The organism is Syntrophales bacterium (genome assembly GCA_026417625.1).
Classification (GTDB): Bacteria; Desulfobacterota; Syntrophia; order Syntrophales; family UBA8958; genus JAOACW01.
Genome location: JAOACW010000003.1, coordinates 1 through 17,116, shown reverse-complemented (window position 1 = coordinate 17,116; position 17,116 = coordinate 1). Strand labels below are relative to the sequence as shown.

Here is a 17,116-nt window from a genome sequence, read left to right as displayed (position 1 = left end):
TTTTAATAAGATTTAAAAAAAGAAGGAGGCTCGCATGAAGCGCAGAAGTTTTGGTTTATCAATTGGTCTGACAATGATCATTTTAACACTGGCATTTGGCAACATCTGGGCACAGGAAAAAGATGCCCAGGTGAGTATGAAAGAGTGGACAACAATTCTAGAGAACAAAGTTGCTGAAAGGATTGGGGATAAGGGGCTTGTTAACTACGAGGATCAGTACATAGAAGTAATCGCCATTGGTGCACCACCAGAAAGATACTATGGTAAACCTCAAGCTCGACCAATGTGCATACGTGCTTCTAAGGTGGTGGCTATGAGAGACATTCTCGAAATCATCCAGGGTGTTAGAATCGATTCCGAAACTACTGTGAAGGACTATGTCGTGGAATCTGATACCATTAAAGCTACGGTTAATGGAATTGTGAAAAATATTCAGCAGGTTGGCGAACCTATCTACCTTTCAGATGGTACCTGTGAGGTCAAATACCGTATGTCTATGCGAGGTCCATTCATGCAGACGATCATTCCTAAAGCTATAGACGACGCTAAAAAAACAGCCACTCCTCCGCCCAAAGTAAAGCCTATAGAAACACCTCCCGGTGCGGAAGTGTATACAGGCCTTGTAATCGATGCCCGTGGCTTAGGCGCTCGTCCAGCCATGTCCCCCAAAATATTTGACGAAGAAGGAAGAGAGGTATACGGATCCTTGCTCGTCAGCAAAGAGTACGCCGTACAGCAGGGAATAAGCGGATACGCGAGAGATCTTACAGCTGCGCAGATAAACCCCAGAGTTGCCACAAATCCCATAACAATCAAAGCAATTTCTACAGCAGGTGCTTCCAAATCTGACCTAAAGATCAACAATCAAGATGCAGCAAAACTTCTAGCGTCAAAAGAAAATATAGACTTCATGAAAAAATGCCGCGTTATGATCGTACTAGACTAAAACAAAACAACTTAGAAACCCACCCCCTTGTTCATCCCCACAAGGGGGATCGTTTTCTTTAAACGGATGAACTGTTTGTCGCATGAGTGTTGTACATTCATCAAGCGATTTAAAAGAGGCCTGCAAAATAGTATTTGGGATTGAACATGATCTTCCCACTAACTTCCTTTACCATTCGCTTCAACTCTCAGGCTTAAAAAGCGCTTATCGGCAACGTATCAAGGAATGTCACCCAGATCTCTTCCAAAGCGTGCAGATTGATAACACCATTTTGGAGGAAAAAACAAAACGATTAAACGAAGCATTTGAAAAGCTAAAAAAATTCATATTGGCTCGTGACCAAAAAAATCGCTTCAAAAACTTCACAAAGAACATCCATTGGAACTCTAGTCAAAACTATTATACAGGTCGCATTCCACAGACAATACTACCGTTCGGTCGATATCTCTATTTCGCAGGTATTGTAAGTTTTCAGTCCCTGATAAACGCCATCACTTGGCAGAGAAGGCAAAGACCTCCTCTTGGACAACTTGCCCGAAATGCCGGTTTGATTTCCGATCGGGAAATAACACACATCCTAAAAATTAAGAAACCTCGAGAAAAGTTCGGAGCTTGCGCTATCAGATTGGGGTACCTAAGCGAACGTCAACTGCAAATACTTCTGAGAAAACAGCAACTACTCCAACCAAAGATAGGATCATACTTCGTCAAAAACGGGCTGATATCCCATGAACAGTTGAAAAAACTCTTAAGAGATCATATTTTACATAATTGGATGGTAACGTCTATAAAAAATTCTAAAAAAACACGCTGAAATTTATACTCACATATGACGCGTATTAAAATTCTTCCCCATGACCTGACCCTCAAAATAGCCGCAGGTGAGGTTATAGAAAAACCCGCGTCCATTGTAAAAGAGCTTCTTGAAAATTCTTTGGATGCAGGTGCCACAAACATAAGTATAACTCTGGAAAATGGTGGGCTGGAAAGTATCAGTGTTATTGACAACGGAGAGGGAATGACACGTCAAGAAGCAATTCTGGCATTTGAGCGTTTTGCCACAAGTAAAATCTCCCGAGTGGATGATCTTTTCAACATAAATACGTACGGCTTCAGAGGCGAAGCTTTACCGAGTATTGCAGCCATAGCCCGTGTGGAGATGACAACCAGACCAAGAAACATGCCCCTTGGGGTCCGTGTTATGGTAGAAAATGGAAAAATAATAGATGTGTGGGACGTGGATGCTCCTTTTGGAACACGAATCTCCGTGGACAAAATCTTCGAGAATGTCCCTGCCCGTAGGAAGTTCCAGAAATCCGCGGCAACAGAGCAGAGCTACTGTCTCGATAGGATCACGAAAATAGCACTAGCAGTACCGAATGTACGTATTGAGGTAAAGGGTAAGGGCAAAACCATCCTCACCATACCTACCGCTTATAACTTAGCGGACAGAGTGTTCTTCGTTTTAGGACCAGAAATATCAAAGAAACTCTTAGAAATACAAGGCGAAAAAAAAGGAATCCATCTCAAAGGTTTCATTGGCCATCCATCTCTCTCTCGAAACTCCACACGGTTTATCCACTTCTTCGTAAACCGCCGGCCTGTTAGAGATAATATTTTACTCCAAGCCCTTATGAACTCCTACAGGGGATACCTCACCACAGGGCGTTATCCCGTCGCCATCCTGCATGTCAACATCTCTCCTCAAGAAGTTGATGTCAATGTTCATCCTGCAAAGGCAGAAGTTCGTTTCCGTGACCCCTCTACAGTCTACTCCTTGATCCTGGAACTCGTATCTCAAGCCCTCTCTAGTAGCACTTTTTCACTTAAAGGTAACGTTTATCCACTTCAAAAAGAGAAATACACTACCCACTCCAAAATAGACGTTGATAGCGTATGCGAACCAAAGACCTCCTACTTGAACACTGAGAACTTTCTCTCCTTTCAGTCACTGGAGTTGCTACCCAACCCTGATACCCCAACCGATATGGATGTATTTACGCTTTTTTCCTCTGATGTACAGTACCTCGGCAGTCTCCAGAACACGTATCTCGTCTTCACAACCCACCGGGGAATCATTTTAGTTGACCAACATGCCGCCCATGAACGGATCATCTTCGACAAACTCAACAAAAAACTTACCTCATCTCCAGGCATGGTTCAGCACTTGCTCATCCCGGAGACAATCACCCTTCCTCCCCACTGCATGGAAAAGATAACACGAATTTTACCCACGTTTGAAAAAATAGGGTTAAGCGTGGAAATTTTCGGAGAAAATACCCTGATCGTAAGGAGTGTTCCATCAGAAACACCAAATTTAAACATCGAGCATGCAATATTTGATATACTTGCTGAATGTGAAAACGGTCTAGAGACTGAGAACAGGTTGGAAAAAATCAAACTAGATATCACCCGTATCCTTGCCTGCAGAGGTGCAATTAAAGCGGGAGAACCCATGTCTCCCGAAGAGGCCTGCAATTTGTGGGAAGAACTCTCCCATGCGAGAACTCCTTTAACCTGTCCCCACGGTCGACCCACTTTAATTCATCTATCTTTACGGAATATTGAAGCATCCTTCCTACGCCGTTAAGCACTCAATATGGCAGAGAAATCATCTCCCCGTCTCATTATCATTGCGGGTCCAACCGCCGTTGGAAAGACAGAACTGGCCATATCTATTGCCAAAAAGATTGGAGGGGAAATAATCAGCGCAGATGCTATGCAAGTTTATCGCTATCTCGATATAGGCACAGCAAAACCTCTTCCGGAAGAACGCGCCATTGTACCCCATCACTTAATAGATGTTGCTGATCCCCGTGATGATTTCAATGTGGCACGCTTCGTCAAAGAGGCGGATAAAACTATCGAAAAACTGTGGAACGAAAAAAAGAATATATTCGTCGTTGGCGGAACAGGCCTCTACATTCGAGCCCTTATCAAGGGTATATTTTGGGGAGCTGGTCAAAACCCAACGTTGCGGCAACATCTGAAAGAACTTATGGAAAAGGAAGGAACGCATTCCCTCTTCGAACTTCTCAAAAAGGAAGACCCTGAAGCAGCCAAACACATCCACCCCCACGACTGGGTGCGCATTATAAGGGCACTGGAAGTGATTCTATCGACGGGTATATCCATAAAGACGTTTCAAAAAGCGCACGGTTTTAAAAACAAACGATACAATTATCTATTCCTCGGTCTAAATATACAGAGAGAGAAGCTTTACAAACGTATTGAAAAACGTTGTCAAGATATGGTGAGTAGAGGATTGGTCGAAGAAACTGAATGCCTGTTATCTATGGGGTACGATCCTCAACTAAAACCACTCCAGTCCCTCAGCTACAAGCATATTATATCTTATCTGGAAGGGAAAATCTCCTTGGATGAAGCCATACATCTCATGTCCAGAGACACCCGGCACCTTGCAAAGAGACAGTGGACCTGGTTCAACAAGGAAAGCGACATACAATGGTATCACGTAGAAGATACAGAAAAAATAATGGGGAAAATCCTTGACTTCATAGACCGCGAATTATAAAATCGCTTCCACCTAAATAGTCAAAGTTTAAAAGAAAATCAATTTCATTTACCTTAGAAAGGAGAATAATATGTCAAATCTCCGTAAAACCCATCTCTTATCAGTGCTATGTCTTTTGGGATTTTTTCTTTTGTTCATTTCCTGTGCACCCCCAAAACCAGCAAAACCTTTGGCAGAAATGGACACACCAGAGCATCATTTTTACACAGGGATGAAACTTCTCGACGAGGAAAAATTCGAGCAAGCACAAAAAGAATTTAACAGAGCCATTGAACTATCACCAAGTTTTTCAAAAGCTTACGGAGGACTCGCTCTAGTTAAGGCCTATCTTCAGGATTATAAAGCTGCTTTTGACAACCTGAAAAAAGGGTGGAAATATGCGAAGACAAATGAAGAAAAGTGTTTTATTCACGTTGGATTCATAAGAGTAAACACATTGAGCAAAATAGCGTGCACAAAGATCGGAACTGATTGCGAACAGGATAAAAGCTGGCTCGATAAATGTGAAGAGGAATTTCACAAAGCAATAGAACTTGATCAAAAATACGCACCCGCATTTTACTGGATGGGATTTGCTTATAAAACAGCACTGGACTTCCATCGAGCCGGAGAGATGTTCTCCAAAGTCATGGATTTAAAAGGGGAGTTAACGGCAGAAGCGGAAAAACAGTGGAAAATCGTTCAAGATATACAACGTGCAATGCCTGGAACTGTAACTGGTAAAAAAATCGCCCTTTTGGAGAAAATAACTCGTGCCGATGCGGCTGCACTTTTTATGGAGGAAATGAAAATCGATGTGCTGTACAAAAAAAGAACACCAAAGACCTTTGATACCTCATTTAAAGAACCAGAAAAATACCAATCGGAAACCAAGAAACCAGTAACAGCCAATGACATTGCGGAACATCCATTAAAGGCCGATATTGAAGGTATACTCCAGATTGGCGTTCGAGGATTGGAAAATTATCCCGATGGAAACTTCTACCCCAATGAATTTGTGGACAGGGCTACCTATGCTATGATGATAGAAGATATCCTCATAAAGATTACAGGCGACAATACGCTGGCTACAAAATACATTGGTTCACCCTCACCCTTCCCCGATTTACGCTCCGATTTACCCTATTTCAACGCTGTAATGGTAGTCACCTCAAGGGGCGTTATGCAGGCGAAAAACATATCCACAGGTGAGTTTGCTCCGCTGGATAAGGTCTCGGGTGTAGAAGCACTTCTAATAATAAAGAAATTCAAGGAAGAGCTTAAGATCTTCTAAATCCAGGATAAAAACTGAAAACAAGGAGTGCATAAATGGCACGAGGAACCTTAGGCAATAATTTCGATCCCCATACATCGGAAGCTAAATGGTATTCATACTGGCTGGAAAAAAAACTATTCCGTGCTGAGGATGTAAGTGAGAAAAAACCCTTCTGTATAGTTATACCACCTCCCAACGTAACAGGCATGCTTCATATGGGACACGCTCTCAACAACACCCTTCAGGACATCATGACACGGTACCGGAGAATGCAGGGTTACAATGCCCTATGGCTGCCAGGAACCGATCATGCGGGCATTGCGACCCAAAACGTAGTGGAGCAGGAACTGGCTAAGGAAGGACTTACACGGAATGATCTCGGTCGGGAAAAGTTTTTGGAGAGGGTCTGGCAGTGGAAGGAAAAATATGGAAACGTAATCATCAACCAGCTTAAACGTCTAGGCTGTTCATGTGATTGGGACAGAGAGCGTTTCACAATGGACGAAGGTTGCTCACGTGCAGTACGAGAGGTGTTTGTTCGCCTATACAACGATGGTCTAATCTATCAGGGAGACTACATTGTAAATTGGTGTCCCCGTTGCCACACTGCGATCTCCGACCTGGAGGTGGAGTACGAGGAAGAAGCGGGTCATCTCTGGCACATCCGCTATCCCTTCGCAGACGGAAGTGGAAGTATTGTGGTTGCAACAACCAGGCCTGAAACGATGCTTGGTGACACGGCGGTTGCGGTAAATCCCAAAGATCCTCGCTACAGAGACAAAGTTGGTAAGAAAGTTATACTACCATTAATGGATAGGCCTATCCCAGTAATAGCCGATGAATACGTGGACATGGATTTTGGTTCTGGAGCTGTAAAAATTACCCCTGCCTGTGACCCCGCTGATTTTCTCATTGCGGGGCGTCATAACCTGGAAATCATAAAGATAATGGATGGTAACGCTGTAATTAATGAAAATGGTGGACCGTACAGAGGTTTGGACAGATACATCTGCCGAGAAAAGGTGGTTCAGGATCTCAAGGAAAAGGGCTATTTAATTAAAGTTGAACCATATACCCATAACATAGGTCACTGTTACCGCTGCAAAACTGTGATCGAGCCTTTCATATCAAAACAGTGGTTTGTGAAAGTTGGTCCTCTCGCCCGTGAGGCAACAGCTGCTGTGGTAACAGGAAAAACGCGAATAGTACCTTCGATGTGGGAAGCCACGTATTTCGATTGGATGGCAAATATCCGTGACTGGTGCATTTCACGCCAGATTTGGTGGGGACACAGGATACCAGTCTGGTACTGCGATAATTGCGGTAATACCATAGTTCAAGTGGAGGATCCCGATTACTGCCCAAATTGTAATAACAGTGATCTGAGGCAAGACGAAGACGTCCTAGACACATGGTTCAGTTCCGCCCTCTGGCCTTTTTCCACTCTCGGATGGCCTGATGACACACCTGCATTAAGAACGTTCTACCCAACTTCCTTGCTCATCACAGGTTTTGATATACTCTTCTTCTGGGTAGCCAGAATGATGATGATGGGTCTATATATCATGAAGGATGTTCCTTTCAGGGATGTGTACCTCCATGCTCTTGTGCGTGATGAGCACGGCGAGAAAATGAGTAAATCTAGAGGAAATATCATTGACCCCATAGAAATGATAGAGAAATACGGTGCGGATGCCTTTCGTTTTACACTTGCCGCATTTACCGCTCAGGGTCGGGATATCCGCATGTCTGAAGAGCGGATAGAGGGCTACAAATTCTTCGTTAATAAAGTATGGAATGCTGCCCGGTTTGCCCTGATGAATTTGAGTGACTACAATGAAGGTGAAATTATACATAAAAAAGACCTTGGTCTCCACGATCGCTGGATTCGCTCTCGAGCGCACAGGGCAATAAGTGGTGTCATCAGAGGTCTAGATGAATACAAATTCAACGAAGCTGCTTCCACCACCTACCATTTCATTTGGTACGAACTTTGTGACTGGTATCTCGAGATGATAAAACCAGTCCTGTACCGTGGTGAGGATGAAAGTAAGCGCCTTGCAGCTCAGGATACCCTATACCAAGTCTTAAAAACATCTCTCAAACTACTTCATCCATTCATGCCTTTTGTAACTGAAGAATTGTGGCAAAATATTGTAGGTGATGGAACTTCAATTATGGTGAGTCCTTTCCCAGTACCCAATGGCTTTGAAGTAGATGAAGAAGCAGAACAGCATATGGAGCTAATCATGGATGTCATCACAAGGATTCGCAACATTAGGGGAGAAATGAGGATACCCCCCTCAAAGAAACTTGAGGTTGTTTTATCGACCAACGATGGGCTCACAGAGAAAATTCTTTTAGATGGAAGATCTTACATTCTCAACCTAGCCGGATTGAAAGATCTTCAAATCGGACAAAATTTACCGGAACCACCAAATGTAGCTACAGGCGTGGCTGGTTCAAACGTAAAAGTACATGTTTCATTAGAAGGTGTCATTGACCCCAAAATGGAAAAAACCCGTCTCGAAAAAGAACTAAACAAAGTTTTAAAGGACCTCAAAATTTGCTCACAAAAACTGGAGAACCCGGAGTTCCGTACACGGGCAGCAGCTTCAGTTGTAACCAGAGAAGAAGAAAGACATAAGGAATTAACGGAAAAACTTAGAATACTGGAGGAAGCCCTGCGTAAGGTTACAGAACTTTATGGTTAATTTTGACATAAATTCCGTTCGCCCACTTATCGAAAAAGCTCTCGAGGAGGATATAGGAAGTGGTGATATAACCACGAAGTCTATCCTCACTGGCAGAGAAAAGGGAAGAGCAAAAGCCATCGCAAAAAAAAACCTCGTAGTTTCAGGAATTCACATATTCCGTGAAGTATTTCTTACAATGGACAATACTCTCACGGTAAAAACCGAAGTTGAGGACGGTCAGGAAGTCTTTTCAGATACCGTACTTGCATACGTGGAAGGAAAATTAGCGTCCATCTTAACGGCAGAGCGCACAGCCCTAAATTTCCTACAAAGGATGTCGGGCATTGCTACCCTTACAAGGCAGTTTTGCCTGGCAGTTGTAGGAACAAATGCGAAAATACTCGATACAAGGAAGACAAATCCGGGGTTACGAATCCTGGACAAATACGCAGTCCGTTGTGGTGGTGGAATGAACCATCGGTTTGCGCTTTACGACGGTGTTCTGATAAAGGACAACCACATCACCGCGGCCGGTGGTATCAGTGAAGCGATCAAAAGAACAAGAGCGGCTGTACACTCAGATATTAAGATAGAAGTGGAAGTTAAGAATACGGAGGAACTGGTGGAAGCCATTGAAGCCGGAGCAGATATCGTAATGTTGGACAACATGACCGTTCCAGAAATGAGAGAAGCAGTGCGGATTACTAGAGGTAGAGTGCTACTGGAGGCCTCTGGTAATGTTTCTCTTGAAAATGTAAGGGATATTGCCATGACTGGTGTGGATTTTATATCTGTGGGTGCTCTGACACACTCCGTGAAAGCTGCTGATATATCGCTAAAAATTGTACCGTGAGACCATTCGACGGACCAAACCTTACTAAAGTTCTCAGGGCAACCCCTTTTCCATACGTTCACTTCTACAAAAGCATAGACTCCACAAATCTTGAGGCCTACCGTCTCGCTCTAGAAGGAGCTCCCGAAGGAACAGTAGTCATCGCTGAGGAGCAAACAAAAGGTAGAGGGAGAGTTAGTCATTCCTGGCAATCTCCCCCCAAGGGTAACTTTTACGGATCGTTCCTCCTACGGCCGGACATGCCACCGAAAGACGCCCCGCTACTCACACTTGTGGCAGGGGTAGCTGTCGCCGAACTCCTATCTTCATTTTGTGCAGCAGAAATAAAATGGCCCAACGATATAATTGTGAAGGGGAAAAAAATATGTGGAATTCTCACAGAAGGTAAAACTACTGCCTCGAAAGTGGAATTTGTGATAATCGGTATAGGTATCAACGTAAACATGGTTTATGCAGATATGCCGGAAGAGCTTAAATCTAAAGCTACATCTCTGATTATAGAAACTGGACAAGTGATTGACCTGTTAAAGCTCACAGAAGGACTCGCCAACGGCTTGGGAAAGTGGTATAAAGTTTTCATCCTTCAAGGTTTCGGATGCATAAAGGAACAATGGGAAAAATATGCAAAAAGAAGTGGAAGAATCCGGGCAACTTACGGACAAGAAACACTAAGCGGGAACATTCTGGGAATAGATAACGAAGGTTGTCTTATGATTCAGGATGATACAGGCAAAGTCCATAAAATAACATCAGGCGATATTTTCTTTGAATAAAGATGGAGGTAATGATGCTTCTCGTCGTTGACGTAGGAAATACAAATACAGTTCTCGGGCTTTTTGACGGTGATATTCTTATACATGACTGGCGTATACGAACGGTAACGGATCATACAGTAGACGAATACGGCATGCTGATATACAATCTGTACAAATCAAGCCGTATAAGCACCTCCCGTAAAGTTTCTGCGATCGTCATCTCTTGTGTTGTCCCACCAATGCTAAACATACTGATCCCCATGTGTGAGAAGTACTTTAACCTGAAGCCACTCATTGTAGGACCTGGGATAAAGACAGGAATGCCTATATATTACGATAACCCCAAAGAAGTGGGTGCTGACCGTATCGTCAATGCTGTAGCCGCATATGAAAAATACCGCCAAGAACTCATTATAGTGGATTTCGGCACAGCAACCACTTTTGACTACATCTCACCAAAGGGAGAGTACATGGGTGGATGTATAGCACCGGGAATAATGATTTCCTGCGAAGCCCTTTTTCAAAAAGCTGCAAAACTTCCCAGGGTGGAACTGTGCACACCAAAAACGGTAATCGCCAAAGACACAGTGACCAGCATGCAGGCGGGCATCATGTACGGATATGCTGGTCTGGTGGACGGGATAGTAGAACGTATGCGTAGCGAATCAAAAGGAAATCCTAAAGTAATCGCCACAGGCGGACTGGCAAGAATCATTGCCCCTGAGACAAAAACCATAGAGGTCGTGGATGATCTGCTTACACTTGAAGGCCTGAAAATAATCTACCAGCGGAACAGGTGAATCAAAGTGCTTAACGTGGGTCTTACGGGAGGAATCGCCTCTGGGAAATCCGCAGTAGCCGATATGTTTGTCCAAAAAGGAGCTTTTCACCTCGATTTCGATAGAATAGCACATGAAGTAGCCGAACCATACAGTGAAGTGTGGTACACCATAGTTAACAATTTCGGGACAGAAATACTGCGAGAAGATAAATCCATCAACAGGGGAAAATTGGGGGAGATCGTTTTTGGAGATTGGGATAAACTTAAACTGTTGAACACCATCGTTCATCCTGCGGTTATCAATATATGGGAAAAACGGCTTAAAGCAATTCAGGTGGAACACCCCACCGCAATTGTGATCTCCAACGTCCCTCTTCTTTTCGAGATAAACATGCAAAGTTATTTTGACGTTGTGATCGTTGTCTACGCCTCGCCCGAAGAACAGATCAGACGACTGATGTCACGCAATGGATACACATTAGAACAGGCCAGAGCACGTCTGAACTCCCAGTTACCCATTTACGAAAAAATTAAACGAGCAGACATTGTGATTGACAACAACGGATCCATTGAAGAAACAAAGGAAACAGTAAATACGGTTTGGCAACATCTCCTCGCGTTAGAAGAAAAGAAAAGACATGGAAAAAATCCGGTCCCTAAAAATATCATAACAACAAGGAGGTATAGTAGATGATTGGGAAAAACGTATTAACGGATTTCAGCTCAAAAATCTCCACTCCTTCCGTAGATCCATCAGCATTTATCCATCCTTTATCCGCTGTTATAGGAAACGTATTAATCGGTAAACATGTATTTGTGGCACCTTTTGCATCCATAAGAGGGGACGAAGGACAACCCATCTACATTGGAGACAATTCCAACGTGCAGGATGGCGTGGTGATTCATGCTTTAGAAACGGAGACTGATGGTAAACCTGTTGAGAAAAATCTATACGAAATAGAAGGAAAAAAATATGCGGTGTTTATAGGCAATCGGGTATCTCTAGCCCATCAATGCCAAATTCACGGTCCAGCCGTCGTTCTGGATGACACTTTCGTGGGTATGAAGGTTCTTGTTTTCCGATCCTTCGTGGGGAAAAACTGTGTTCTTGAACCGGGAAGTACCATAATCGGCGTTCGCATAAGTGACAACAGATATGTTCCTGCAGGAAGTACAGTTACAACGCAGAATCAGGCTGACTCCCTTCCCATCATCACCGAAGATTACCCATTCTTAAATCTTAACAAAGGAGTAGTGCACGTAAACACTGCCTTCGCAAAAGGATACAGCGAACAGGAAAGCAACAAATAACCAATGAAACGGTGGGCATTCTATCTGGTTATTACTCTACTGATAACCTCTGGCGTCCCAGATGCTTGGGGGAAACGGGAAATACGCAGAGAAAAATGTACAAAACACCACAAAGCGAAAACCCACTCTTCACCCTCCATTAAATCAGCTATTGTTGCCGATATGGAAACAGGGACGATCCTTTACTCAAAAAACCCAGATAAACCCATTCCCCCAGCATCTTTGACGAAAATCATGACTTTGTACTTAGTATTCGAAAGCCTCGAATCCGGGAAAATCAAAGGTTCCGACCTCGTGCATGTCAGTCAAAGAGCTGCAAATACAAAAGGCACAAGAATGAATCTAAGGGCCCATGATCTGGTTACGATAAATGACCTCATCAAAGGTATTGCCATTGCCTCTGCCAACGATGGAGCTACTGCGATAGCCGAACACTTATCCGGAAGTGTGGAAAATTTCGTATCTCTCATGAATGAAAAAGCAAAACAATTAGGTATGCTCAACACCTGTTTCAGAAACTCAAATGGACTTCCAGCAAAAGGCCAAGTGACAACTGCCAAAGATCTATTGATACTTTCGCGGGCTTATCTGAAGAGGTTTCCCAACTCCCTCCACATCCACTCCATTAAGTACTTCACATACGCAGGAGTAAGGCTAAGGAACCGAAACCGCCTTCTCGGTACCTATCCGGGTGCGGATGGAATAAAAACTGGTTACGTAGCCAAAGCAGGTTACAACATATCCGCCACTGCAAAAAGAGGCAATGTAAGAATAATCGCAGTTGTGATGGGTGCATCTGACCCATGGGTAAGAGTGAAAGAAACAACACGCCTTCTTGACTTAGGATTCCTGAGAATGAATGGCAAGGGGGCGTGATGTCAGCCCCACTCCCATACACCTACTCACTTCCTCAACGCTTCGATCAGTTTGGGTAAAACGTCGTATAAGTCACCAACTATCCCCAAATCAGCCTGCGTGAAAATCGGGGCATTTTGGTCTTTGTTTATTGCACAAATTACTTTCGCATTTCTAACACCTGTCATATGCTGTACCTGACCTGAAACACCTACACCAACGTACAATTCTGGTTTTACCGTAACACCCGAAAGACCGATACAGAGTTCCGCAGGTAACCAGTTTAACTCCTCTGCAAGGGGGCGAGTGCAGGCCAATTCACCACCCAAAGAATCCGCAAGTTTTTGCACAAGATCAAGATCTTCTTTTTTCTCTACACCCCTCCCGGCTGCGACTATGACCTTCGCCCCCGTAATATCTCGTGTTTCCTTTGGTTTTATTTTTCTCGTCAACACCTTAACTGAAGAAGCAGGTGGAGGTAACAACTCTCTAACTGTACCCTCGCCCGCTTCCAAAGGTGTGGCAGAAGGGAAAACACGGGGCGGAACAGTGGCCATTATCGGAACCCGATCCCAGACGAGCCTCTGTATAGCCATACCACCGTAAAGATAACGTTCCATAATGATCGTTCCTGACTCCCGATTACATTCTACATGAATGCAGTTACTACAGAGCCCAGCTTTCAATCTTGCCGCAACCCGGGCCGCCATTTCTCTCCCTATGTACGTAGAACCGAAGAGAAAAACGTTAGGACTACATCTTTCAGCCTCATCAGCTAGAGATACTGCATAGTCTCTGATGGTCCGTTTCTCAGGTAGAGGGGGAAGAATAACCACCTCATGGGCACCATATTCAAAGAAAACCTGTGTCTCCTCACGAGAAGCCGGAGTAAAAACGGTAATTGCTGACCCAAAGGCATCATTAAGCCTACGGCCAATGTGAAGCATCTCCAAAACCAAACGTCTGTCTTCCGAAAAAATCCAAACCCCAGCCATATAATCACCATTGAAAATCCGTGGTCATAAAACACCCTTTCGTTTCAAAGCATCGATAAATCGATTGATATCTTCATCTTTTGTGCCAAATTTCTCACAAACGCGCTCAATTGGTGCGCCCACCATATGCAGCGTCCTCAAAGGTGCTTCTTCTTGCAGGTTAAGATCATCCAAACTCAACCTCACAAAAGGCTTTTTTGAAGCTAAAAGAGTATCTTTGACTCCGGGTATGCGCGGTGTGTTAATCTCGGGCAAAACTGTGACCAAACTTGGGCACTCGACTTCCCATTCCTCCAAACCTTCTTCAGTCCGCACATCCACATAGATTTTACCATCATAGAATTTGAGTGAAGACACAGAAGTTGCACAAGGGATGTTCAAGAGTTCTGCCACTCTTGGACCCACTTGTTGTGCATACACATCACTCGACCCTTCCCCGCACAGGATCAAATCGAAAGGACTCATTCGAGAATTTATCACACGCGCTATAATGGAAGCAGTAACGTGGGGATCGATACCGGTCAGGCGTTCGTCCACCACTACAAAAACCTCATCTAAACCCCTAGATAACGCATCCTTTACCCCTTTTCCTATGTCGGTGGAAGCCACAGTCACACCCAGAATCCTACCACCATGAACATCCCTTAGCCGAACGGCTTCCTCTATAGCATTACGATCGTAATCACTTATCTTGTAATCAACGTTAGAAAAATCTAATTCACCTCGGGCCGTTCTCCTGATGTACAACTCATCAACAACCCATTTGAAACAAACTATTATGTTAAGCATATCGAATCTCTTCCACTCACCGTAGTAAATTACCGGAAATCACCATTCTCTGGGCCTCGGAGGTTCCTTCATAAATTTCTGTCACCTTCGCATCCCGCATCAGTCTCTCCACTTTAGCACCTTTGCAGTAGCCATAACCACCCTGGATCTGCACTGCTTTGATAGTGTGGCGCATGGCTGCTTCAGACGCGAAAAGCTTAGCCATCGAAGCCTCTTTCGTGAAAGGCTGATTCTGATCCTTTAACCAAGCGGCATGATAAGTAAGCATTCTGGCTGCAGCGAGATCAGTTGCCATATCCGCAATCATCCAGGATATAGCCTGATGACGAGCAATAGGTTGACCAAACTGCACCCTCTCCTTTGAGTATCGTATGGACTCATCCAGAGCTGCCTGAAGAATACCCACACATTGTGCTGCAATACCCACACGTCCGTGATCAAATCCAGTCATCGCCATTGCAAGGCCATTTCCTTCTACCCCTAAGAGGTTTTCTTTTGGCACACGGCAATCCTTGAATATCATCTCGGAGGTCTGGGAGGATCGCAGACCCATCTTCGCAAAATGCTTACCCGCCGTCATACCCTCTGTTCCCCGAGGAACTATAAAAGCACTCATTCCCTTCCGTCCCGCACTCTTGTCTGTCCAGGCAAAAACGAAGTAAACATCGGCGATGGGACCGTTTGATGTAAAAGTCTTGTTACCATTGATGACATAGAAGTCACCATCTTTTACAGCCGTCGACTGGGCAGCCATAACATCCGTGCCCGCTCCCGGCTCCGTAAGAACAAACGCTCCTAACTTTTCCCCCTTCGCCATAGAAACGAGATATTTCTTCTTCTGTTCCTCATTGCCAAAAAGTAAAAGGAGCATACACGCAATACCGACATGGATAGAGAGAGTAAACCCTGTTGACGCACAGGAACGTGAAAGTTCCTCTACAGCTATTATGTGAGTGAGATAATCCGATCCTCCCCCCCCGTATTCCGTTGGTATAGGAATACCCATCCAACCACCCTCAGCAAGTTTATCAAACACCTCTTTTGGATGACGACTGTTCTCGTCAATCTCTGCCGCAATTGGATCAACATACTTCTCACAAAATTCCCTCATGTTCTTTCTTATCAGCTCTTGTTCTTCCGTTAACCTGAAGTTCATCTTTATACCCTCCCTTTTCTATTTGTATGGCGATTTACGGTTGTTATCCAAAACGATACTGCACACCAGTACCCCCTTCCGGATAATCCCACTCAAGCACCGAGTTCCCACACACAATACGGCATGTACCGCATTCTAAACAGCCTTCAAGCTGAAGGGTAACCTCTCCAGAAGGTTGTTCTCGATAAAGACCTGCGGGACACAGGGAAACCATATGACGAAGTCTGCGGGTCTTTTCCATTCCTTTTCTAATACTGATATGGGGTGGACCACCACCCAGCTTAAAAACATTCAAACCGAGTTTTGCTTTCAAAATTCCCTCGTCCATCCACTTACTGCCTCACATTTTCATAAAATCGCGAACATCCCTCGCTACCATCCAAAGATCCCGCCAAGTAAAATGTTTCCTCACAAGATCGAAAAGTCTAACATTCCCTGTCTCACTTACTGTATACATTTCCCTTGCAATCTGAGTGAGTTTCTCAGGGTAGTAGGTAAAAAATCGGGGGTTCATAACAACTCTGGCACTGTTTCTGAACCTTTTAAAATCTTTCATAATAAACGAGTTTTCGAGTAACTCCCTATAGCACGAAAGGGCATCCGCATCAAACCTTCCCTTTTTCCTAGCCTCCAGGAACGCTTTTGCCGCCAGGCAACCGGAGGCCATCGCAAATTCCATGCCTCGCACTGTAAACCCTAGATTAAGCGCGAACCCAGCAGCGTCCCCTGCCACAATTATCCCATCACCGAACAATCTACCCAGACCCCAAAAGCCACCTTCCGGGATCAGGTGGGCCGCATATTCCACAGTTGTTCCACCCTTAATTAAGGGCGCCACTGCCGGTGACAACTTAAAATCTTCCAATAGCGATGGGATATCAAAATCCAACACATCTTCCTCAGCAACACCCAGACCCAAAACAATACCCAAACTGAGACTATCCCTGTTCGTATACAAAAAGCCCCCTCCAAAACGTCCTTGGGTTACGTCTCCTATGTAAAGATGGGCAGCACCATCCAAACCTTTGAGGTTAAAACGCTCATTTATGGTTCCCTCATCGAGTTTTATCACCTCTTTAACACCAATAGCAAAACTCCTAACATGCGCTTCTTTACCGATACCTGCCTTTTCCGCAATCACTGAAAGAACACCATCACACGCCATTACCACATCAGCCCTCAACTCATC

General features: G+C 44.3%; 17 protein-coding genes. 12 read left to right on the top strand and 5 right to left on the bottom strand.

Annotated elements, in window-relative coordinates; translation table 11 throughout:
- Positions 1-34 precede the first annotated feature (34 nt).
- The 12 genes from N2317_02830 (at position 35) to N2317_02775 (ending at position 13,008) form a co-directional block, all read left to right on the top strand.
- Positions 35-946 (top strand): hypothetical protein, encoded by a 912-nt coding sequence (locus N2317_02830; GenBank protein MCX7816434.1) that lies wholly within the window; start codon positions 35-37, stop codon positions 944-946.
- An 82-nt stretch (positions 947-1,028) separates the two neighbouring features.
- Positions 1,029-1,760: a J domain-containing protein gene (locus N2317_02825; protein ID MCX7816433.1), complete on the top strand. Its 732-nt coding sequence runs from the start codon at positions 1,029-1,031 to the stop codon at positions 1,758-1,760.
- Positions 1,761-1,775: 15 nt separating this feature from the next.
- On the top strand, positions 1,776-3,536 hold the full coding sequence (gene mutL / locus N2317_02820) for a DNA mismatch repair endonuclease MutL (protein ID MCX7816432.1): 1,761 nt from the start codon (positions 1,776-1,778) through the stop codon (positions 3,534-3,536).
- A 9-nt stretch (positions 3,537-3,545) separates the two neighbouring features.
- On the top strand, positions 3,546-4,481 hold the full coding sequence (gene miaA, locus N2317_02815; GenBank protein MCX7816431.1) for a tRNA (adenosine(37)-N6)-dimethylallyltransferase MiaA: 936 nt from the start codon (positions 3,546-3,548) through the stop codon (positions 4,479-4,481).
- Positions 4,482-4,551: 70 nt separating this feature from the next.
- Entirely contained in the window at positions 4,552-5,754 is a 1,203-nt protein-coding gene (locus N2317_02810; protein MCX7816430.1) for a tetratricopeptide repeat protein, read from the top strand.
- Positions 5,755-5,789: 35 nt separating this feature from the next.
- The gene (locus N2317_02805) at positions 5,790-8,450 is read left to right on the top strand and encodes a valine--tRNA ligase (GenBank protein ID MCX7816429.1); all 2,661 of its coding nucleotides are present in this window, start codon (positions 5,790-5,792) and stop codon (positions 8,448-8,450) included.
- A complete protein-coding gene (gene nadC, locus N2317_02800; protein MCX7816428.1) occupies positions 8,443-9,285 on the top strand; it encodes a carboxylating nicotinate-nucleotide diphosphorylase in 843 nt (280 codons plus the stop codon). Before N2317_02805 ends, nadC begins: the two co-directional genes overlap by 8 nt.
- The gene (locus N2317_02795) at positions 9,282-10,058 is read left to right on the top strand and encodes a biotin--[acetyl-CoA-carboxylase] ligase (GenBank protein ID MCX7816427.1); all 777 of its coding nucleotides are present in this window, start codon (positions 9,282-9,284) and stop codon (positions 10,056-10,058) included. The genes nadC and N2317_02795 overlap by 4 nt, the downstream gene beginning before the upstream one ends.
- A 14-nt stretch (positions 10,059-10,072) precedes the next feature.
- Entirely contained in the window at positions 10,073-10,840 is a 768-nt protein-coding gene (locus N2317_02790; protein MCX7816426.1) for a type III pantothenate kinase, read from the top strand.
- A gap of 6 nt (positions 10,841-10,846) precedes the next feature.
- Positions 10,847-11,515 (top strand): dephospho-CoA kinase, encoded by a 669-nt coding sequence (gene coaE / locus N2317_02785; protein MCX7816425.1) that lies wholly within the window; start codon positions 10,847-10,849, stop codon positions 11,513-11,515.
- Positions 11,512-12,132 (top strand): carbonic anhydrase, encoded by a 621-nt coding sequence (locus N2317_02780; GenBank protein MCX7816424.1) that lies wholly within the window; start codon positions 11,512-11,514, stop codon positions 12,130-12,132. The genes coaE and N2317_02780 overlap by 4 nt, the downstream gene beginning before the upstream one ends.
- 3 nt (positions 12,133-12,135) lie before the next feature.
- Positions 12,136-13,008: a D-alanyl-D-alanine carboxypeptidase gene (locus N2317_02775; GenBank protein ID MCX7816423.1), complete on the top strand. Its 873-nt coding sequence runs from the start codon at positions 12,136-12,138 to the stop codon at positions 13,006-13,008.
- 26 nt (positions 13,009-13,034) lie between these two features.
- Here N2317_02775 and N2317_02770 read toward each other — a convergent pair whose 3' ends face one another.
- The 5 genes from N2317_02770 to N2317_02750 all read right to left on the bottom strand — a co-directional run.
- A complete protein-coding gene (locus N2317_02770) occupies positions 13,035-13,982 on the bottom strand; it encodes an electron transfer flavoprotein subunit alpha/FixB family protein (protein ID MCX7816422.1) in 948 nt (315 codons plus the stop codon).
- Positions 13,983-14,006: 24 nt separating this feature from the next.
- Complete coding sequence (locus N2317_02765; protein ID MCX7816421.1) at positions 14,007-14,771, bottom strand: electron transfer flavoprotein subunit beta/FixA family protein; 765 nt, start codon at positions 14,769-14,771, stop codon at positions 14,007-14,009.
- Positions 14,772-14,787: 16 nt separating this feature from the next.
- Positions 14,788-15,927, bottom strand: coding sequence for an acyl-CoA dehydrogenase (locus N2317_02760; protein MCX7816420.1), 1,140 nt, complete (start codon positions 15,925-15,927; stop codon positions 14,788-14,790).
- A 43-nt stretch (positions 15,928-15,970) separates the two neighbouring features.
- Positions 15,971-16,255, bottom strand: coding sequence for a 4Fe-4S dicluster domain-containing protein (locus N2317_02755; GenBank protein MCX7816419.1), 285 nt, complete (start codon positions 16,253-16,255; stop codon positions 15,971-15,973).
- A gap of 12 nt (positions 16,256-16,267) precedes the next feature.
- A partial coding sequence (locus N2317_02750; GenBank protein MCX7816418.1) for a hypothetical protein occupies positions 16,268-17,116 on the bottom strand: 849 nt, incomplete at its 5' end.